Origin of the sequence: Pseudomonas sp. TWI923, from assembly GCF_039673365.1 — a bacterium.
Classification (GTDB): Bacteria; Pseudomonadota; Gammaproteobacteria; order Pseudomonadales; family Pseudomonadaceae; genus Aquipseudomonas; species Aquipseudomonas sichuanensis.
Window position 1 is genome coordinate 30,349 of record NZ_JBDJLM010000038.1, and the last position, 19,729, is coordinate 50,077.

Below are 19,729 nucleotides of genomic sequence, written 5' to 3' on the forward strand. Positions count from 1 at the left end.
CCCCGCGTACGGCGGTTTATCAAGCGCGCGACCCACGGCACTTGCCCGATGGCTGGATCTGTATGTATAACCAGTATCCATTTCCCGCGCCCGATCCCGCACCGTGATTGCCCATTCCGTCGATGACCCGTTCTACTACCTGCACAACTTCCGCCAGGTGCTGAACTGGGTCGAACAGCGTTACGCCGACCTGCTCGATGCCCACGAGCACGGGTTCATCCGCGCCTTCGCCGGCTTGCCGGCGCCTGCCCAGGCCCTGTTGGTGCGCATGGTCATGCGCAAGGGCGAGCTGTTTCGCAGCGACAAACTCAACTACGACGAGATCGGCGATACCGACAGCGCCCTGGCCCCCTTGCTGGGCCTGGGCTGGGTCGATGCCGAGGCGCCGCTGACGCTGGAGCAGCTGTGGCCGCTGCTGCGCAAGGACGAGGCGCTGCACTGTTTTGCCGGGCAACTCAGCCGGCCCAAGGCGGGCAAGGCCGAACTGCTGACGCAGTTGCAGGCGTTGCAACTGGCGCCGCGTTCGTTCGCCGCGTGGTACCCCGATTGCCCCGCACAGATCATCCACTGGCGCTTGCAGCCGCTGTGCGACCGCCTGCGCCTGCTGTTTTTCGGCAACCTCTATCAGGACTGGTCGGAGTTCGTCCTCGCCGACCTCGGGCTGCTGCGCTACGAGCAGGTGGCCTTCGCAGAAGACTCACGGGCCCTGCGCCAGCGCAGCGAGGTCGAGCTGGCCATGGCCCTGCACCAGTGTGGCGAACGCCTGGAGCAGGGTGAGGCGCCCGCCACGCTGCTGGCGACGCTCGACGGGCTGGGCAGCGACAACCCCTGGCTCGCCCGGCGGCGGGCGCGGCTGCTGTTCAATCTCGGGCAGCACTGCGAGCGTTTGGGCGAATGGGACCTGGCGCTGCAGGTGTATGGCGATTGCGCCCATCCCGAGGCTCGTATCCGCCAGGTGCGGGTGTTAGAGCGCAGCGAGCAGTGGCCGCAGGCGCACGCGCTGGCGGCCGACATGGCGGCGGCGCCGGCCAACCCGCTCGAGCGTCAGGCCCTGGAGCGCATGCTGCCGCGCCTGGCGCGCAAGCTTGGCGGGCCGGCGCAACCCCGTCGGCGCAGCGATGCGGTGCAGGTGATCGAGCTGGAACTGCCGGCCGAGCTTGCGGTTTTCGGGGTGGAGGAGGCGGTACGCCAGCACCTGGAGCAGGACGGCGGCGTGGCCCACTACGTCGAGAACACCCTGTTCAACAGCCTGTTCGGCTTGCTCTGCTGGGATGCCATCTTCGCCCCGTTGCCGGGGGCGTTCTTCCACCCGTTCCAGAGCGGGCCGCAAGACCTGCACGATGGCGACTTCCAGCAGCGCCGCGCAGCGCTGTTCGAGCAGTGCCTGGGGCGGCTCGACGATGGCAGCCATGGGCAGGCGATCCGCGCCTGCTTCAGCGCCAAGCAGGGCCTGCAGTCACCTTTCGTGTTCTGGCAGATGATCGATGAACCGCTGCTCGAGCAGGCCCTGGCGTGCCTGCCCGCCGCGCACTTGAAAGCGTGCTTTGCGCGCCTGTTGCAGGATATTCGCAACAACCGCGCCGGCATGCCCGACCTGATCCAGTTCTGGCCCGACGAGGGGCGCTATCGCATGGTCGAGGTCAAGGGGCCGGGTGACCGCCTGCAGGACAACCAACTGCGCTGGCTGGCGTTCTGCAAAGAGCACGGGCTGCCGGTGGTGGTCTGCCATGTGCGCTGGCAGTCGGCGCCATGAGCTATACGGTAGCGGTACGCGCCCTGTGCGAGTTCAGCGCCAAGGTGGGCGACCTCGAGCTGCGGTTCACCCCGTCCCCGACCGCCCAGGAGGGCATCGCCGGCCATCGCCGGGTGGTGGCTCGGCGTGCTGCCGGCTACGAGGTCGAAGTGGCGCTGGAGGGTGAATACCAGGGCCTGCGTGTGCGCGGTCGCGCCGATGGCTACGACCCGGCAGGCAACCGCCTGGAGGAGATCAAGACCCACCGAGGCGACCTGGCCCGCCAGCCCGACAACCACCGCCAGCTGCACTGGGCCCAGGCCAAGGTGTATGGCTGGTTGCTGTGCCAGGCGCGGCAATTGACGGACATCGAGGTGGCGCTGGTCTATCTGGATATCGACAGCGACAGCCAGACGGTGATCAGCGAGCGTCACAGCGCCGCCGATCTGCAGCAGTTCTTCCATGCCCAGTGCCAGCGTTTTCTCGCCTGGGCAAGGGCCCAGGAGCAGCGCCTGGCCGAGCGCGACCGAGGCTTGCAGGCGTTGGCGTTCCCCTATCCAGCGCTGCGCCATGGCCAGCGCCAGTTGGCCGAAACCCTGTACAAGGCGGTGAGCACTGGCCGCTGCCTGATGGCCCAGGCCAGCACCGGCATCGGCAAGACCCTCGGCACCCTGTTCCCGCTGCTCAAGGCCGTGGTGCCCCAGCAGTTGGACAAGCTGTATTTCCTCACCGCCAAGACCCCGGGCCGCGCGCTGGCCCTGGATGCCTTGCGCCAGCTCACCCGTGACGGCACCCAGCCGGCCCTGCGCACCCTGGAGCTGATTGCCCGCGACAAGGCGTGCGAGTACCCCGAGAACGCTTGCCATGGTGAGTCCTGCCCGTTGGCCAAGGGCTTCTACGACCGCTTGCCGACGGCGCGTGAGGCGGCAGCGGCAGTGCCGTTGCTCGACCGTGCGGCCCTGCGCGAGGTGGCCCTGGCACACCAGGTATGCCCGTATTACCTCGGCCAGGAAATGGCACGCTGGGTCGACCTGCTGGTGGCCGACTACAACTACTACTTCGACGCCCATGCCCTGTTGTTCGGCCTGGCCCAGGCCAACCAATGGCGCACGGCCGTGCTGGTGGACGAGGCGCACAACCTGGTCGAACGCGGCCGGCAGATGTACAGCGCCAGCCTCGATCAAGGCCAGTTGCAGGCGCTGCGCCAGGCCAAGCCGATGGGCCTTGGCAGTGCGCTGGACCGGCTCAACCGCCAGTGGAATGCGCTGTACAAGGCGCAGGTGGCGCCGTATCAAGCCGGCGAGCAGTTGCCCGAGGCGTTTCTGCGCGCGCTGGCGCAGTGCATCGGGCTGATCCAGGAACGCATGAACCAGGCACCCGCCGAAGTGGAGCCCAAGGTGCTGGAGTTCTTCTACCAGGCGTTGCAGTTCAGTCGTATCGCCGAGTTGTTCGATGAGCACTTCCTGTTCGATATCAGCCAGCGCAATGGCCCGCGCGGCCGGCGCCTGGCCACCCTGTGCCTGCGTAACGTGGTGCCGGCGCGCTTGCTCGGGCCACGGATGAGCGCCGCGCGCAGCGTCACGCTGTTCTCTGCCACGCTCAACCCCCGGCACTACTACAGCGACCTGCTGGGCATGCCGGCCGACACCGCCTGGCTGGAAGTGGCCGCACCCTTTCGCGCCGAGCAGCTGGAGGTGCGCATCGTCAGTGAAGTGTCTACCCGTTACCAGCAGCGCCAGGCCTCGCTGGCGCCGATCGTCGAGTTGATCGCCGCGCAGTACGCGCGTCAACCCGGCAATTACCTGGCGTTCTTCAGCAGTTTCGAATACCTCGAGCAGGTCGCTCGGCTATTGGCCGAACGCCACCCCGGGCTGCCCCAGTGGCGCCAGGCGCCGGGCATGGACGAGGCCGGGCGCGAGGCCTTCCTGGCGCGTTTTGTGGCTGACGGGCAGGGCATCGGTTTCGCCGTGCTCGGCGGTGCCTTCGGCGAGGGCGTCGACCTGCCGGGTACACGGCTGATCGGCGCCTTCGTCGCCACCCTGGGCCTGCCCCAGGTCAACCCGGTCAACGAGCAGTTCAAGCAGCGCCTGGGGCGGCAGTTCGGTGCCGGTTTCGACTACGCCTACCTGTACCCGGGTGTGCGCAAGGTGATCCAGGCCGCCGGCCGGGTGATCCGTGGCGACCAGGACCGTGGCGTGCTGCTGCTGATCGACGAGCGCTTCGCCGAACCCCGGGTGCGGCAGATGTTTCCCAGCTGGTGGCGATACGCCTGAACGCGCCCATCGCCTGGCGTTGAAACTCCCAGTACACTTCGCGTTCCAACCCCAACATTCGTTGCTTTCGAGGTTTCGCATGACGCTCAGTCCTTTGGCAGGCAAGCCGGCTCCGGCCAGCGTGCTGGTCGATATTCCCCGGCTGTTGACCGCCTACTACACCGGCCGCCCCGACGCCGCCGTGGCGGCCCAGCGCGTGGCCTTCGGCACCTCGGGGCACCGGGGCAGTTCGTTCGAGCTGAGCTTCAACGAGCATCACGTGCTGGCCATCACCCAGGCCATCTGCCTGTACCGCCAGGAAAAGGGCATCGACGGCCCGCTGTTCATCGGCGCCGACACCCACGCGCTGTCCACCCCGGCCGCCGCCAGCGCGCTGGAAGTGCTGGCCGCCAACGGCGTTCAGGTGCGGCTGAGCAAGGACGACGAGTACACCCCCACGCCCGCGGTGTCCCACGCCATCCTCTGCCACAACCGTGGCCGTACAGCGCAACTGGCTGACGGCATCGTCATCACGCCGTCGCACAACCCGCCGCAGAGCGGCGGCTTCAAGTACAACCCACCCAATGGCGGCCCGGCTGACAGCGACGTGACCAAGTGGATCGAGGCCAAGGCCAACGAACTGCTGGCGGCCAACCTGGCCGGTGTCAAACGCATGGCTTACGATCAGGCGCTCAAGGCCGCGACCACCCAGCGCCATGACTACGTCACCAGCTATGTCGCAGACCTGGAAAACGTCATCGACTTCGATGTGATCCGCGGCGCCAACCTGCGCCTGGGCGTCGACCCGTTGGGCGGTGCCGGTGTGCGCTACTGGTCGGCCATCGCCGAGCGCTACCAGTTGAACCTGGAAGTGGTGAACACCGAGGTCGACCCGACCTTCCGCTTCATGTGTGTCGACTGGGACGGCCAGATCCGCATGGACCCGTCCTCGCCGTACGCCATGCAGGGCCTGATCGGCCTGCGCGAGCGTTTCGACGTGGCCTTCGCCTGCGACCCGGACCACGACCGCCACGGCATCGTCACCGCCGACGGCCTGCTGCAACCGAACAACTACCTGGCCGTGGCCATCGACTACCTGTACCGCCACCGCCCGCAGTGGCGCAAAGACGCCGCCGTCGGCAAGACCGTGGTGTCCAGCGGCCTGATCGACCGCGTCACTGCCGCACTGGGCCGTGAGCTGTACGAAGTGCCGGTGGGGTTCAAGTTCTTCGCCGCGGGCCTGTTCGACGGCTCCTTGGGTTTCGGTGGCGAAGAAAGTGCCGGCGCCTCGTTCCTGCGCAAGGACGGCTCGGTCTGGGCCACCGACAAGGACGGCCTGATCCCGGCCCTGCTGGCCGCCGAGATGACCGCCCGTACCGGCCGCAATCCGAGCCAGATCTACGCCGATCTCACCGCCAAACTGGGCAAACCCTACGCGACCCGCGTCGAGGCCAAGGCCGACCTGCGGCAAAAGGCGGCGCTGAGCAAGCTGGCGCCGGAGCAGGTCAAGTCCACCGAGCTGGCCGGTGAGCCGATCGAGCAGATCCTCAGCCATGCCCCGGGCAACAACCAGGCCATCGGCGGCCTGAAAGTGATGACCGCCAACGGCTGGTTCGCCGCGCGGCCGTCCGGCACCGAGGACATCTACAAGATCTACGCCGAAAGCTTCATCGACGAGGCGCACCTCAAGCGTCTGGTAGAGGAAGCCCAGGTGCTGGTGGACGCGGCGATCGCCTGATCGGCAAAGCTGCCAGACCTAGTTAGCTAATGGGGCTGCTCCGCAGCCCTTCGCGGGTAAACCCGCTCCCACCGGATTTGCGCTCGCAGTACCTGTGGGAGCGGGTTTACCCGCGAAGGGCCGCAGAGCGGCCCCATTTGACTCATAGGCATTGCATCCAGCGGATCAGATCGCCGCGTCGCTCCACTGGCCATTGACCAGGCGGCGCAGCCCCAGCGGGTTGCCATCGCGCAGTGCTGCCGGCAGCAGCGCCTGCGGGTAGTTCTGGTAGCACACCGGGCGCAGGAAGCGGTCGATGGCCAGGGTGCCGACCGAGGTGCCACGGGCATCGGAGGTGGCCGGGTAGGGGCCGCCGTGGACCATTGCATCGCATACCTCGACACCGGTCGGGTATCCGTTGATCAGGATGCGACCGACTTTCTCCTCCAGCAGCGGCACCAGCCAGGCGAAGGCTTCGAAGTCCTCCGGCTCGCCAATCAGCGTGGCGGTTAGCTGGCCACGCAGGCCGAGCAGGGCGGCGCGCAGTTGCTCGTTGCCGGTGACTTCCACGGCCACGGTGGTCGGGCCGAACACTTCTTCCTGCAGCAGCGGGTCGGACTCCACCAGCAGGCGGGCATCGGCCTTGAACAGCTGGGCGCGGGCCTGGCTGCCCTCCTGGGCCTGGCCGGCCAGGTGCTGGATGCCGGCGTGGGCGTGCAGGTGCTCCAGGCCGCCAACGTAGCTGCGCAGGCCGCCCGCATTGAGCATGGTCTGGCCGGCCTGGGCGCCCAGGTGCTGGCCGAGGTCAGCCAGCAGTTGGCTGAACTGCGGCGATTGCAGACCGATGACCATGCCCGGGTTGGTGCAGAACTGCCCCGCGCCCATGCACACGGAACCAGCCAGTTCACGAGCGATGGCCTCGCCACGCTTGGCCAGGGCGCCTGGCAGCACGATCACCGGGTTGATGCTGGACATCTCGGCGAACACCGGGATTGGCTGCGGGCGCTCGGCGGCCATGCGGCACAGGGCATCGCCGCCTTTGAGCGAGCCGGTGAAGCCAACGGCCTGGATCGCCGGGTGCTTGACCAGCCACTCGCCGACACCGCCACCGAAGACCATGTTGAACACGCCCCTGGGCATGCCGGTGCGCTCGGCGGCGCGGATGATCGCAGCGCCGACCAGGTCGGCGGTGGCCATGTGGCCGCTGTGAGCCTTGAATACCACCGGGCAACCGGCGGCGAAGGCGGCGGCAGTGTCACCGCCTGCGGTGGAGAAGGCCAGCGGGAAGTTGCTGGCACCGAACACTGCCACCGGGCCGACGCCGATGCGCATCTGGCGCAGGTCCACCCGTGGCAGCGGCTGGCGCTCGGGCAGGGCCAGGTCGATGCGTGCGCCAAGGTAATCGCCGCGGCGCAGCACCTGGGCGAACAGGCGCATCTGGCCGCTGGTACGGCCGCGTTCGCCCTGGATGCGGGCGGCGGGCAGGGCGGTTTCGCGGCAGACGATGGCGACGAAGCTGTCGTCGAGCTCGTCAAGTTCGGCGGCGATGGCGTCGAGGAACTCGGCGCGGCGTGCCGGGGGCAACTGGCGGAACTCGGCGAAGGCGGCGGCGGCGGCTTGGGCGGCCTGGTCGACTTCGGCTTCAGCGGCTTGGGCGAAGCTGTAGGGCAGGGCTTCGCCGGTGGTGGCGTCCAGGCTCTGCAGACGCTGGGTGCCGGCAGCGCTGCGCTGGCCTGCGATGAAGTTGTGGCCGAGGATCTCTGGCATGGGGTGCTCCTGTAGTCGCTGAAGGAAGAATGCTATTTGGGCAGGTTCGCTTGGCTTCTGTGGGAGCGGGTTCACCCGCGAAACAGACGACACGGTGCATGGCACCGGCTTCGCCGGTGTTCGCGGGTGAACCCGCTCCCACAGGGGACGCGAGACGCTGGGAAATCGAGTCAGCCCTTGGCATCAGGTAATGGGTGCCGGGTTGAACAGGGTGATGTCGTTGTGCAGCCCGTGCCGCTCGGCCCAGGTCTGCTGGCGGCCGCTGGCCACGTCCAGGTAATAGCGGAACAGCTCCCAGCCCAGCTCCTCGATGGTCGAGCGGCCGGTGGCGATGCGCCCGGCGTCGATGTCGATCAGGTCGGGCCAGCGCTGGGCCAGCTCGGTGCGGGTGCACACCTTGACCACCGGCGCCATGGCCAGGCCGTACGGCGTGCCGCGCCCGGTGGTGAACACGTGCAGGTTCATGCCGGCGGCCAGCTGCAGGGTGCCGCAGACGAAATCGCTGGCCGGGGTGGCGCAGAAGATCAGGCCCTTGCGCGTCACCCGCTCGCCCGGGCCGAGCACGCCTTGAATGGCGCCGCTGCCGGACTTGACGATCGAGCCCAGGGACTTCTCGACGATGTTCGACAAGCCGCCTTTCTTGTTGCCTGGCGTGGTATTGGCGCTGCGGTCGGCGGCGCCCTGTTGCAGGTAGCGGTCGTACCAGTCCATCTCGCGCACCAGCGCTTCTGCCACCTCTGGCGTTTCGGCGCGGGAGGTGAGCATGTAGATGGCGTCACGCACTTCGGTGACTTCCGAGAACAGTACCGTGGCCCCGGCGCGCACCAGCAGATCGGCGGCATAGCCCAGCGCCGGGTTGGCGGTGATGCCGGAAAACGCATCGCTGCCGCCGCACTGCATGCCGAGGATCAGCTCGCTGGCCGGTACGGTCTGGCGGCGGCGCTGGTCGAGTTTTTTCAGACGGGTTTCGGCCAGTTGCATGATCTGCTCGATCATCTCGACGAAGCCCAGCGAGGCATCCTGCAGGCGGTACAGCCACGGCTCGCTGAGGTCTACCGACGGGTCGCCGTCGTGCATCACCTGGCCGGCCTGGAGTTTTTCGCAGCCCAGGCTGATCACCAGCGCTTCGCCGCCCAGGTTGGGGTTGCGCGCCAGGTTGCGCACGGTGCGGATCGGGATATAGGCGTCGCGGGCGTTGATCGCCACGCCGCAGCCGTAGCTGTGGGTGAGGGCGACCACGTCATCGACGTTGGGGTAATTGGGCAGCAGTTCGGCGCGGATGCGCTTGACCGCGTGATCGAGCACGCCGGTCACGCACTGCACAGTGGTGGTGATGCCGAGGATGTTGCGGGTGCCGACGGTGCCGTCGGCGTTGCGGTAGCCTTCGAAGGTGAAACCTTCGAGCGGCGGCAGGGCGGCGGGCACGGCGTCGCAGCGCGGCAGGCTGTCGAGCTCGGGCGCGGCCGGCATGTCCAACTGATCTTCCTTGACCCAACTGCCTTGTCGCAGCCATTCGCGGGCATAGCCGATCACCTGGCCGTAGCGGCGCACAGGGGCGCCGGGTTGGATATCGACGGTGGCCACCTTGTGGCTCTGCGGCACGCCTTCGACCAAGGTCAGGCCGTCGGCGAAACGGGCGCCTTCGCCCAGGCCGCCGTCGTTCACCACCACCACGACGTTGTCGTCATCGTGCAGGCGGACGTAGCGGGGCGACTCGGAATGTTCGATCAACTGCATGGTCAGGCCCTTCTGGTTATTTCTCTCAGGCGTTCATACGGCCGCCGGCGCCGCGTGCACGGGCGCCGGCGGCTTTCACTCAGTGGCGCGAACCTGCCAGTTCAGCGGTTGGCGCGGTTTCTTGCTTTGGGTCGTCCTTGAGCTCGATGCGCTTGATCGGGCCGACGATCACCAGGTAGCTGAACACCGCCACCAAGGCGTTGGCGCCGACGTACACCAGCGCCCACTTGAACGAACCGGTGGCGCTGATGATGTAGCCGATGACGATCGGTGTGGTGATCGAAGCGATGTTGCCGAAGGTGTTGAACAAACCACCCGACAGCCCTGCGATCTGCTTGGGCGAGGTGTCGGCCACCACGGCCCAGCCCAGCGCACCGATGCCTTTGCCGAAGAAGGCCAGGGTCATGAAGCCCACCACCATCCATTCGGCGTCGACGTAGTTGCAGAACACCATGGTGGTCGACAGCAACAGGCCGCAGACGATCGGCAGTTTGCGCGAGAAGGTCAGCGAGTTGCCACGGCGTAGCAGCCAGTCCGACAGCACACCGCCGAGCACACCACCGATGAAGCCGCAGATCGCCGGCAACGAGGCGATGAAACCGGCCTTGAGGATGGTCATGCCGCGTTCCTGCACCAGGTACACCGGGAACCAGGTGAGGAAGAAGTAGGTGATGGCGTTGATGCAGTACTGGCCCAGGTATACGCCCAGCAGCATACGGCTGGTCAGCAGTTGCTTGATGTAGCCCCATTTCGGGCCGTCGTTGCCGCGTTTCTGGTCCATGTCCACCAGGCCGCCGTTCTGCTCGATGTGATCGAGCTCGCTGGGGCTGATGCGCGGGTGCTGGCGCGGGTTGTAGATCGTCTTCATCCACACCCCGCTGAACACGATGCCCAACACACCCATCACCACGAACACGTGCTCCCAGCCGAAGCTGAACACGATCCAGCCCATGATCGGGGCGAACAGGGCAGTGGCAAAGTACTGCGCCGAGTTGAAGATTGCCGAGGCGGTGCCGCGCTCCTGGGTGGGGAACCAGGCCGCGACGATCCGGGCGTTGCCGGGGAACGACGGGGCTTCAGCGAAACCGACCAGAAAGCGCAGGGTGAACAGCGTGACCACGGCCCAGGCCACCGGCAGGCCACCGACGAAGCCCTGCAGCAGGGTGAACAGCGACCAGGTGAAGATGCTGAAGGCATAGACCTTCTTCGAGCCGAAGCGGTCGAGCAGCCAGCCGCCGGGGATTTGCCCGGCCACGTAGGCCCAGCCGAAGGCGGAGAAGATGTAGCCGAGGGTGACTGCGTCGATGCCAAGGTCCTTCTGCAGGCTGGAGCCGGCAATGGCGATGGTGGCGCGGTCGGCGTAGTTGATGGTGGTCACCAGGAACAGCATCAACAGAATCAGGTAGCGCACATGCGTCTTTTTCGTCGCTTGCATGCTGCTTACTCCCACTAGTTATTTTTGTGCGGGCTATCAGATTGTCTTTTGGCGCCAGGGCAGGGCGCTGGGCCGCGTTGCGGCCCATTGCCGGCAAGCCTGCTCCTGTGGGAGCCGGCTTGCCGGCGATCGGGGCTTACAGTGTTTGTGGCCCCATCTTGTCCATCAGTGCGGCGAGCATCTCGTATTCCTGCGCGGTCAGGTCGGTCAGCGGCGTGCGCACCGGGCCTGCGTCGTAACCGGCGATCCGCGCGCCGGCCTTGACGATGCTCACGGCGTAGCCGGCCTTGCGGTTGCGGATGTCCAGGTACGGCAGGAAGAAGTCGTCGATCAGCTTGCCGACGGTGGCGTGATCGTCACGGGCGATGGCGTGGTAGAAGTCCATCGCGGTCTTGGGCACGAAGTTGAACACCGCCGAGGAGTACACCGGCACACCGAGGGCTTTATACGCGGCAGCATACACCTCGGCGGTGGGCAGGCCACCCAGGTAGCTGAAACGATCACCCAGGCGGCGACGGATCGACACCATCAGTTCGATATCGCCCAGGCCATCCTTGTAGCCGATCAGGTTCGGGCAGCGCTCGGCGAGCTTTTCCAGCAGGTCGGCATTCAGGCGGCAGACGTTGCGGTTGTAGACCACGACACCGATGTTGACGGCCTTGCACACCGCCTCGACATGGGCGGCAACGCCGTCCTGGCTGGCTTCGGTGAGGTAGTGCGGCAGCAGCAGCAGGCCCTTGGCGCCCAGGCGCTCGGCTTCCTTGGCGTATTCGATGGCCTGGCGGGTCGAGCCGCCGACACCGGCGAGGATCGGTACCGAGGTGGCGCAGGTGTCGACTGCGGTCTTGATCACCTGGCTGTACTCGCTGGCGGCCAGGGAGAAGAACTCACCGGTGCCGCCGGCGGCGAACAGCGCGCTGGCGCCATAGGGGGCCAGCCATTCCAGGCGCTTGACGTAGCCAGCCTGATGGAAGTCGCCCTGGGCGTCGAAGTCGGTGACCGGGAAAGACAGCAGGCCGTGGGAGAGGATGGATTTCAGTTCTTGTGGAGTCATTGTTGTAGGCATCCTGTGGCGCTTGGGGTGAAGGGTGTTGTTCTGCGTTAGAGGTAAGTTATCGTACAACTTGCGCGATGACTAGTCCCCCTTGGGCAGTTTTTTTGATTTGGAGGTGTTCGCCGTCAGGTGTTTGTTGGCTGGGAGATCGAGCGCCGCCCGCGCGGCGCATCGCTGGCAAGCCAGCTCCCACATTTGTTTCGGGCCAGTTATGCCTGTGAGGGTACCGCTGCCCGCCTTGGCGCATGTCTCAAGTCAGGCGGGGCGCTAGTGACGCCCACCTCACTACCGCGTCGAACCAACAAGGCGGACAGTGATTAGCTTGCAGGAGTGACTGGCCCGAAACAGATGTGGGAGCTGGCTTGCCAGCGATGCGCCGCGCGGGCGGCGCTCGATCTCACAGGCGCAGAAGATCTTACGACAACCACTTGGCAGTCATCGTATCTCTAGGCGGGGAGAAGGAAAAAAAGATCGCGGAGACAGGCACAAGCCCGCCGCCCGCTTCCACGGGAAGTGTTCTGGGACCAGCAGAGGGTGACCGTAGGAAACGGGGGCGACCTTGCGCCGCCCCGCGATCAAAGCTAACGAAGCTTTGCTGGATCAGGCTGCCTGATGGCGCTTGACCTGTGACTTGCGGACCTGGGCGCGGCACGCGTCGCCGAAGGCCTGGAATATCTTGATCGAGTCAGGGTTCTTCGCCGCCTGCCACTCCGGGTGCCACTGCACCGCGAACAGGAAGGGCGAAATGCTCGGCGCGTGGATCGCCTCGACCAGGCCGTCCTCGGCATGGGCAATCGGCTCGATACCGGCGCCCAGCTTGTGCAGGCCCTGGCCGTGCAGCGAGTTGACGCGGATCTCGTCGGTGCCCAGGGTGTCGCGCAGCCAGCTGCCCGGCTTGATCTTCACCCCATGCACCTGGGCGTACTGCACTTCGACCGGATCTTCCGGGTTTTCCCGGTGGTCGTTGAAGCCAGGCTCGGCGTAGACCTTCTGGTAGATGTCGCCGCCCAGGGCCACGTTGATTTCCTGCATGCCACGGCAGATGCCGAAGATCGGCAGGCCACGCTTGATCGCCGCCTTGACCAGCGGGATGTCGAACAGGTCGCGGTTCTGGTCCTGGCCCTTGCCGGGGGTCTGGTTCTCCTGGCCGTACAGGGCCGGGTCGATATTGCTGCCGGCACCGGTCAGGTACACGCCGTCGGCCATGTCCAGGTACGTCTCGAGGTCGTCGCTGCCGCAGCAGGTGGGGACCAGCACCGGGACGCAACCGGAGAACTCGACCAGCGGGGTGATGTATTTGTGGGTCATGACCTGATAGTCATGGCCTTTGCGCTCTTGGCTGCCCATGGTCATCAGGACGACGGGTTTGCGCAGGGAAGGTTGCTTGTTGCCAATGTTGCTGTTGGACATATGTCACCTTGGGACAGGTCTTGCCTGTCGTTGTTGTGCAGGCGCACGGCCGGGGCCATGGGTGCAGCCTGTAGCCCCGAGCACTGCCGGCTCGCCTCAGGGGCGATGCCGGTCGGGGCCTGACTGATAGCTTGCCAGAGCCGTTCGATATGTCAAACGAGTGGCAGGGCGCCGAGGCGCCGTTTTTCGGGGGCTTGAAGGTCTCGGAGCCTTGGGTGACAAGGGTTTGGCGGGGGTTTGGGTCAATAATATTTAACGACGCAGTTGGCTCTTTGCGTGGCTGCAATGATTATTCACTTTGCGTGGCGCGGCGGTAGGCGTTGGGCGTCTGGCCGCTCAAGCGCTTGAAGAAGCGGGCGAAGTAGGTGGGGTCGCTGAACCCGAGGCTGTCGGACAGCTGGCCGATGCTCATGCGTGTGTATGACAGGTTGCGCCGGGCTTCGAGCAGCAGGCGCTGGTGCGCCACCTGCAGTGCGGTCTGGCTGGCCAGGGCGCGGCACAGCTGATTGAGCTGCAGGCTGCTGATGCCCAGGCGTGCCGCATAGGTTTCCACGGCCAGGTGCTCGCGGTAGTGCGCTTCGACCAGGCGCAGATAGCGGCCAAGCAATTGTTGGTCGCGCTCGCCGCGGGTGCGCGGGGCGCGGTCGTGCTGCTGGCGGCTGATCCACACCATCAGCGCGGTGACCAGTGCCTGCAGCAACGCCGCCCGTGCCGGGGCGTTGCCCTGATATTCCTGTTGCAACGTGTCGATCAGCGTGTGCAGGCGCATGCGGTCCTGGCCCAGCGGGTAGCAGCCGGGCGCGGCCAGTACGCTCAATGGCGCGCCCAGGCGTTGCTCGAGGTCGGCCACCAGCGCCGTGCCGAAGGTCAGCACATGGCCCTGGATATCGGCACTGAAACGAAAGCCATGCACGGTCAGCGGCGGCACCACCTGGATCGCCGCCTGGCGGATCACGCTGCGCGCGCCCTCGATCTCCACCTGCGCCTCGCCGCGCTGCACGTACAGCAGCTGGAACAGCTCGGCATGGCGGTGCGCCTTGATCTCCCAGTGGTGCAGGCGGCTGCGTGCCGGGATCGACTCGCAGTGCAGCAGGTCGGTGTCGGGCCAGGCGTGGTTTTCGCCGTAGAGCTGGAACAGCGGAATGCCGGAGAGGGGGCTGGGCATGGGGATGGCCTTGTCCGTTAATCGAACGTTTTTTGTAAAAGTGCATTTTTTACAGTGGATAGCACACTTTTTCGGACTGAATCGCTCGTAAAAATGCAGGGGAGAACCGTAACAGCACAAAGAGACAACAACAATGAAGACTCAGGTTGCAATCATCGGCGCAGGTCCGTCCGGCCTGCTGCTGGGCCAGTTGCTGCACAAGGCCGGCATCGACACGCTGATCGTCGAGCGCCAGACCCCCGACTACGTACTTGGGCGCATTCGCGCCGGGGTGCTCGAACAGGGCACCGTCGATCTGCTGCGCGAGGCCGGGGTTGGCGAGCGCATGGACCGCGAAGGGCTGGTCCACGAAGGCGTCGAGTTGCTGGTCGGTGGCCGCCGCCAGCGCCTGGACCTCAAGGCGCTGACCGGTGGCAAGACGGTGATGGTCTACGGCCAGACCGAGGTCACCCGCGACTTGATGCAGGCCCGTGAGCAGAGCGGGGCACCGATCATCTATTCAGCCAGCAAGGTGCAGCCCCATGATATCGACGGCGCCCAGCCATACCTGACGTTCGAGAAGGATGGCCAGTTGCACCGCGTCGACTGCGATTACATCGCCGGCTGCGACGGCTTCCACGGGGTTGCCCGGCAAAGCATTCCCGACGGTGTGCTCAAGGCCTACGAGCGGGTCTACCCGTTCGGCTGGTTGGGGCTGCTGGCCGATACGCCGCCGGTGAACCACGAACTGATCTACGCCCACCACGAGCGCGGTTTCGTGCTGTGCAGCCAGCGTTCGCAGACCCGCAGCCGCTACTACCTGCAGGTGCCGCTGCAGGAGCGGGTGGAGGACTGGCCGGATGCGCGTTTCTGGGGTGAGCTCAAGGCTCGGCTGCCCGAGGAGGTGGGCGAACGGCTGGTCACCGGCCCGGCCCTGGAAAAGAGCATCGCGCCGCTGCGCAGCCTGGTGGTCGAGCCCATGCAGCATGGTCGGTTGTTCCTGGTCGGTGATGCCGCGCACATCGTCCCGCCCACGGGAGCCAAAGGTCTCAATCTCGCGGCCTCGGACGTGAACTACCTGTACCGGATCCTGCTCAAGGTGTACCGCGAAGGCCGTACCGACCTGCTGGCTCAGTACTCACCCATGGCCTTGCGCAGGGTGTGGAAGGGCGAACGCTTCAGCTGGTTCATGACCCAGTTGCTGCATGATTTTGGTGAACATCACGATGACTGGGACCGCAAGATGCAGGAGGCTGATCGCGAGTACTTCCTCAGTTCGCAGGCGGGGTTGGTGAATATTGCCGAGAACTATGTGGGGTTGCCGTTCGAGGTGGTGGAGTAACGGGCCGGATCAGTGGGCGCAACGTTCTTTGTAGGAGTGGCCTTGTGTCGCGAAAGGGTCGCGCAGCGGCCCCAGGATTTCAGCGTGAAAGCAGACATCGCCGGGGGCTGCTCTGCAGCCCTTTCGCGACACAAGGCCGCTCCTACAGTGAACGTGTAAGTTTATTGGGCGATTGGGCTCTCGAACCAATCAACGCGCCAGCAGCGCCTCCATTTCTCCATACCCGCGCTGGCGCGCATGCTCCAGCGCCGTCACCCCGTCCTTGTCGGCAATTGCCGGGTCGGCCCCGGCCGCCAGCAGCCGGCGCACGATCTCCACATGGCGCGGCCCGCCATCGCCGAGGATCACCGCCTCCAGCAGCGCGGTCCAGTGCAGGCGGTTGAGGTGGTTCACATCGACCCCGGCATCGATCAGCAACTGCACGGTCTGCACATGCCCGCGCTCGGCCGCCGGGATCAGTGCGGTACCGCCATAGCGATTAGTACTGCTCAGGTCGGCGCCATGGGCGAGGGTAAGGCGCAGTATCTCGTCGAGCCCACGGGCACCGGCGTACAGGTAAGGGCTGTCGTGGATGTTGTCCTTGGCGTTGACGTCGGCACCCGCTTCGATCAGTACCTGCGCAGCGGCGACCTGGTTGGCGTGGGTGGCCACCAGCAGCGCGGTCTGGCCTTGCTTGTCACGGGCGTCGAGGGTGGCGCCCTGGGCGAGCGCCTGGCGGATGGCGGGCAGGTCGCCGAGGCGGGCGGCATCGAACAGGCGGTTATTCATGGACAGGCTCTCGGCGTGGGCAGCAAGGCTGGTGAGCAGGGCCAGCAGCAGGGTGGCAATCGACAGGCGCATGGTCCGGGGTTCCTGGCAGGGCGAGCGTTCATCCTAGGTAACTGCGCGCGGCGCCAGAAGTGAATTTTCTGGATGCCAGGCAGTGGTTTTGCGCATGGTTGCCGGGCGTGGAGGGGCGTGATAGAAGTCAGCCTTGTCATTCAGAAGTCGAATACCAAGATGTCCATCAGCGTTAAATCGAATAGAGCCCTGTTCGACCTCGACCTGCTGCGCGCCATTGTCGTGGTGGCCGATTGCGGCAGTTTCACCACGGCGGCGGCACGCCTGCATTCCACCCAATCGACCATCAGCCAGAAGGTCCGCCGCCTCGAGGAGATGGTCGGCCACCGCCTGCTGGTGCGCGGTAACCGCGACGTGCTGCCTACCGACGCCGGCCAGACCCTGCTGGGTTACGCCCGGCACATGTTGGCGCTTAACGACCAGATGCTCGAAGCCTTGGCCGGGGCCATGGTAGGCATGACCGTGCGCCTGGGCGTGCCGGAGGACTTCGTTGGCGGGCGCACCACCAATGCGCTGTCGGCCTTCAGCCGGCGCCAGCCGCAGGTCAAGCTGGAAGTCACCAGCGGGCTGTGCCGCGACCTCAGCCAGGCCTACGACAACGGCGAGCTCGACCTGGTGCTGCTCAAGCAGCGGCGCAACAGCCGCGAAGGGGTGGCCTGCTGGCCCGAGCGCCTGCAATGGATCGACAGCGCGCGAATGCCAGCCTTCGAACTCGACCCGGTGCCGCTGGTGACCTTCCCGCCAAGGGGCCTGTACCGCGACGACATGATCAGCGCCATCGAGGGCATGGGCCGGCGCTGGCGCATCAGTTTCACCAGCTCCAGCCTCAGCGGCATCCAGGCGGCGGTGGCAGACGGCATGGGCATCAGCCTGCTGCCTCCGCGGGCGGCGACCCGCGAGCACCGGGTGCTGGGGGGCGAGCAGGGGCTGCCAGAGGTGGACAGTTACGAGATCGTGATCGTGCACCGGCCCACGGCCGATGTGATGGTCAAGGCGTTGGCCGAGGTGCTCACCGAGCTGCTGGCGGTGCAGGCGATCTGAAGGGGATGTTCAGCTGTTCCACTGCGGTGCGAAATCCGGGCTGACCAGGCGCCGGTCCTTCGCCAGCGCGGCGATCCGTGCGCGGTCCTCATCATCCAGGCGCAGGTCCAGCGCCGCCAGGTTGGCCAGTTGGTTCTCACGGCTGCTGGCTTTCGGGATCACTGCCACGGAGGATTGCTCCAGCAACCAGGCCAAGGCCACTTGGCTGGGCAGCACGCCGTGTTTGTCGGCGATGGTGCGGATGGCCGGTTGTTCGGCAGCCTGGCCGCGTGCCAGTGGGGTGTAGGCGGTGAAGGCCAGGCCATGCTGGCGAGCGAAGTCGAGCAGCGGCGTCTGGTCGAGCAGCACGTGGTACTCGACCTGGATCGCTGACAGCGGGGCGCCCAGTTGTTCGATCACCTGGCGCAGCAGCCCGAGCGGGAAGTTGGCCACGCCGATGCAGCGCGCCTTGCCTTCATCGCGCAGGGCCACCAGGGTTTCGATGCTGCGCGCCAGGTCCCAATCCTTGCCCGGCCAGTGGATATGGAACAGATCGACCTGTTCGGTGCCCAGGGCGCGCAGGCTGTCTTCCAGGGACTGGCGCATGGCCTGGGGGGCGAGGCGGTCCCACCAGACCTTGGTGGTCAGGTGAATGGCTTCGCGCGGCACGCTGCTGTCACGCAGGGCCTGGCCGACTGCGGCTTCGTTGTTGTAGGCGGTGGCAGTGTCGATATGCCGGTAGCCCAGCTCCAGCGCCTGGTGCACGGCGCGGGTGCAGTCGGCGCCGGTCATTGGCCAGGTGCCCAGGCCGATGGCAGGCATGTCGAGGCCGTGGCGGGTGGTGAGCCTGTGCATGGAGGTACTCCTTGTACGGATGGAAAGGTGGATGGACATGATCGGCCATCGGCAAATGGCTGGCAGTGGGCGCAGGGGGAAAGTGGTCGATCAGCGAACGAAATGTACCGGACAGTACAGATGCCTCGGCCCAGGCAATGTTCATCGCCGTGGATCTCTTCTAGAATCCGCGGATGCCCGGGCGCAAGGCCGGGGCCACCGCCCGAGAGCCCCATGAGTTCCAGTACGCCGCTGTCCGGAGTCAACCAGCCGCTGCGCGGTATCACCTTGGTGGTGGTGGCGACCTTCCTGTTCGCTGGCCACGACGCGTTGTCGAAATTCCTCGGTGGCATCTACCCGATCATCATGGTGGTGTGGGCCCGATACCTGGTGCACACCTTGCTGATGGCCGGTATCTTCCTGCCCAAGGCCGGTATGGCGGTGCTGCGTACCCGGCGCCCGTTGTTGCAAACCCTGCGCGCCTTGAGCCTGCTCAGCACCAGCCTGTTGTTCACTGCCGGCCTGCAGTATTTGCCGTTGGCCGAGGCGTCGTCGGTCAACTTCCTGGCCCCGGTGCTGGTTACCGCTTTGTCGGTGCCGCTGCTCAAGGAGCGGGTCACGGCGGGGCAGTGGGCGGCGGTGGTGATGGGGTTTGTCGGGGTGCTGGTGGTGGTGCATCCCGGCGGGGCGATGTTTACCCCGGCGATCCTGTTTCCGCTGGGGTCGGCGCTGGGGTTCTGTTCTTACCAGTTGCTGACGCGGGTGCTGGCGGCCCATGACAGCCCGACCACCAGCAACTTCTATGCGGGGTTGTGCAATACCTTGGTGCTGAGTGCGATGGTGCCGTTTTTCTGGCAGGTGCCGGAGTGGACGCATGCGTTGTTGATGCTGGCGCTGGGGGGGTGTGGGATGACGGCGCATCTGCTGCTGACGCAGGCGTTCAGGTATGCGGCGCCGGCTCTGTTGGCGCCCTTCAGTTATTGCCAGATTGTGTTTGCGGGGTTGTTGGGGTTGGTGATTTTTGGGCAGGTGCCGGATGGTATGAGTTTGGTTGGGATTTCGGTGATTTGTTTGAGTGGGTTGGGGGCGGCTTGGATGCAGCGGCGCAAGTAGGGGGTTGAGTTTGGAGGTTGTTGCAGTTATTGCTTAACGGTTTCAAGTTTCAAGTTTCAAGTTTCAAGTTTCAAGTTTCAAGTTTCAAGTTTCAAGTTTCTTGGATCTTGGGTCTTGTTGTGTGTTGGTTTTGATAGTTGTATGCGCATTCATTTGTGATGTCGACGCGTAGTCACCTTTCCGCCCTTACGGCGGCCTACTTTGGTCTTGGCCAAAGTAGGCAAAGCCGCTCGCTCCCATCATACGGCCCCTACGCTGCGCTTCGGGGTCCCTTCGCTCCGGCGTCCTCCGGGCCCGCGCGGCCTCCGACTTGCTGCGCAAGTCTACATCTC

Annotated in this window: 14 protein-coding genes; 6 read left to right on the top strand and 8 right to left on the bottom strand. The window is 65.8% G+C overall.

Annotated features, from left to right (window positions below; translation table 11 throughout):
• Positions 1-103: 103 nt before the first annotated feature.
• The 3 genes from ABE459_RS15705 to pgm all read left to right on the top strand — a co-directional run bounded on the left by ABE459_RS15705 (position 104) and on the right by pgm (position 5,722).
• A complete protein-coding gene (locus ABE459_RS15705) occupies positions 104-1,753 on the top strand; it encodes a VRR-NUC domain-containing protein (protein ID WP_323833392.1) in 1,650 nt (549 codons plus the stop codon).
• Positions 1,750-4,005 carry an ATP-dependent DNA helicase gene (locus ABE459_RS15710; protein WP_323833390.1) on the top strand — a complete coding sequence of 752 codons (2,256 nt, stop codon included), beginning with the start codon at positions 1,750-1,752 and terminating at the stop codon, positions 4,003-4,005. Before ABE459_RS15705 ends, ABE459_RS15710 begins: the two co-directional genes overlap by 4 nt.
• 79 nt (positions 4,006-4,084) lie before the next feature.
• On the top strand, positions 4,085-5,722 hold the full coding sequence (pgm, locus tag ABE459_RS15715; protein ID WP_323833388.1) for a phosphoglucomutase (alpha-D-glucose-1,6-bisphosphate-dependent): 1,638 nt from the start codon (positions 4,085-4,087) through the stop codon (positions 5,720-5,722).
• A 165-nt stretch (positions 5,723-5,887) separates the two neighbouring features.
• On the opposite strand, the gene ABE459_RS15720 is transcribed toward pgm, so the two are convergent.
• From ABE459_RS15720 to ABE459_RS15745, 6 genes are all read right to left on the bottom strand, one after another.
• Positions 5,888-7,468 (bottom strand): aldehyde dehydrogenase (NADP(+)), encoded by a 1,581-nt coding sequence (locus ABE459_RS15720; protein WP_346648061.1) that lies wholly within the window; start codon positions 7,466-7,468, stop codon positions 5,888-5,890.
• 183 nt (positions 7,469-7,651) lie between these two features.
• Positions 7,652-9,205 carry a galactarate dehydratase gene (garD, locus tag ABE459_RS15725; protein ID WP_323833386.1) on the bottom strand — a complete coding sequence of 518 codons (1,554 nt, stop codon included), beginning with the start codon at positions 9,203-9,205 and terminating at the stop codon, positions 7,652-7,654.
• 79 nt (positions 9,206-9,284) lie between these two features.
• Complete coding sequence (locus tag ABE459_RS15730; RefSeq protein ID WP_323833384.1) at positions 9,285-10,640, bottom strand: MFS transporter; 1,356 nt, start codon at positions 10,638-10,640, stop codon at positions 9,285-9,287.
• A 136-nt stretch (positions 10,641-10,776) separates the two neighbouring features.
• Positions 10,777-11,694: a 5-dehydro-4-deoxyglucarate dehydratase gene (gene kdgD / locus ABE459_RS15735; RefSeq protein ID WP_125464289.1), complete on the bottom strand. Its 918-nt coding sequence runs from the start codon at positions 11,692-11,694 to the stop codon at positions 10,777-10,779.
• A gap of 600 nt (positions 11,695-12,294) precedes the next feature.
• Complete coding sequence (locus ABE459_RS15740) at positions 12,295-13,104, bottom strand: type 1 glutamine amidotransferase (protein WP_125464287.1); 810 nt, start codon at positions 13,102-13,104, stop codon at positions 12,295-12,297.
• Between the two features lie 289 nt (positions 13,105-13,393).
• Positions 13,394-14,269, bottom strand: coding sequence for a helix-turn-helix domain-containing protein (locus tag ABE459_RS15745; protein ID WP_125464286.1), 876 nt, complete (start codon positions 14,267-14,269; stop codon positions 13,394-13,396).
• A gap of 133 nt (positions 14,270-14,402) precedes the next feature.
• Between ABE459_RS15745 and pobA the strand changes: the two genes are divergently transcribed.
• On the top strand, positions 14,403-15,590 hold the full coding sequence (pobA, locus tag ABE459_RS15750; RefSeq protein ID WP_125464285.1) for a 4-hydroxybenzoate 3-monooxygenase: 1,188 nt from the start codon (positions 14,403-14,405) through the stop codon (positions 15,588-15,590).
• A gap of 189 nt (positions 15,591-15,779) precedes the next feature.
• On the opposite strand, the gene ABE459_RS15755 is transcribed toward pobA, so the two are convergent.
• On the bottom strand, positions 15,780-16,430 hold the full coding sequence (locus ABE459_RS15755; protein WP_125464284.1) for an ankyrin repeat domain-containing protein: 651 nt from the start codon (positions 16,428-16,430) through the stop codon (positions 15,780-15,782).
• A gap of 159 nt (positions 16,431-16,589) precedes the next feature.
• On the opposite strand from ABE459_RS15755, the gene ABE459_RS15760 reads away from it, so the two are divergent.
• Complete coding sequence (locus ABE459_RS15760; RefSeq protein WP_125464283.1) at positions 16,590-17,471, top strand: LysR substrate-binding domain-containing protein; 882 nt, start codon at positions 16,590-16,592, stop codon at positions 17,469-17,471.
• A gap of 9 nt (positions 17,472-17,480) precedes the next feature.
• On the opposite strand, the gene ABE459_RS15765 is transcribed toward ABE459_RS15760, so the two are convergent.
• Positions 17,481-18,305, bottom strand: a complete 825-nt coding sequence (locus tag ABE459_RS15765; RefSeq protein WP_346648062.1) for an aldo/keto reductase — start codon at positions 18,303-18,305, stop codon at positions 17,481-17,483.
• A 213-nt stretch (positions 18,306-18,518) separates the two neighbouring features.
• On the opposite strand from ABE459_RS15765, the gene ABE459_RS15770 reads away from it, so the two are divergent.
• Positions 18,519-19,397 (top strand): DMT family transporter, encoded by an 879-nt coding sequence (locus ABE459_RS15770; protein WP_323833379.1) that lies wholly within the window; start codon positions 18,519-18,521, stop codon positions 19,395-19,397.
• Positions 19,398-19,729: the final 332 nt, after the last annotated feature.

Excerpts from the sequence above, each read along its gene's own strand:
- ABE459_RS15710 (WP_323833390.1), top strand. The coding sequence starts at position 1,750 with ATGAGCTATACGGTAGCGGTACGCGCCCTGTGCGAGTTCAGCGCCAAG.
- pgm (WP_323833388.1), top strand. The coding sequence starts at position 4,085 with ATGACGCTCAGTCCTTTGGCAGGCAAGCCGGCTCCGGCCAGCGTGCTG.
- ABE459_RS15720 (WP_346648061.1), bottom strand. The coding sequence starts at position 7,468 with ATGCCAGAGATCCTCGGCCACAACTTCATCGCAGGCCAGCGCAGCGCT.
- garD (WP_323833386.1), bottom strand. The coding sequence starts at position 9,205 with ATGCAGTTGATCGAACATTCCGAGTCGCCCCGCTACGTCCGCCTGCAC.
- ABE459_RS15730 (WP_323833384.1), bottom strand. The coding sequence starts at position 10,640 with ATGCAAGCGACGAAAAAGACGCATGTGCGCTACCTGATTCTGTTGATG.
- kdgD (WP_125464289.1), bottom strand. The coding sequence starts at position 11,694 with ATGACTCCACAAGAACTGAAATCCATCCTCTCCCACGGCCTGCTGTCT.
- ABE459_RS15740 (WP_125464287.1), bottom strand. The coding sequence starts at position 13,104 with ATGTCCAACAGCAACATTGGCAACAAGCAACCTTCCCTGCGCAAACCC.
- ABE459_RS15745 (WP_125464286.1), bottom strand. The coding sequence starts at position 14,269 with ATGCCCAGCCCCCTCTCCGGCATTCCGCTGTTCCAGCTCTACGGCGAA.
- pobA (WP_125464285.1), top strand. The coding sequence starts at position 14,403 with ATGAAGACTCAGGTTGCAATCATCGGCGCAGGTCCGTCCGGCCTGCTG.
- ABE459_RS15755 (WP_125464284.1), bottom strand. The coding sequence starts at position 16,430 with ATGCGCCTGTCGATTGCCACCCTGCTGCTGGCCCTGCTCACCAGCCTT.
- ABE459_RS15760 (WP_125464283.1), top strand. The coding sequence starts at position 16,590 with ATGTCCATCAGCGTTAAATCGAATAGAGCCCTGTTCGACCTCGACCTG.
- ABE459_RS15765 (WP_346648062.1), bottom strand. The coding sequence starts at position 18,305 with ATGCACAGGCTCACCACCCGCCACGGCCTCGACATGCCTGCCATCGGC.
- ABE459_RS15770 (WP_323833379.1), top strand. The coding sequence starts at position 18,519 with ATGAGTTCCAGTACGCCGCTGTCCGGAGTCAACCAGCCGCTGCGCGGT.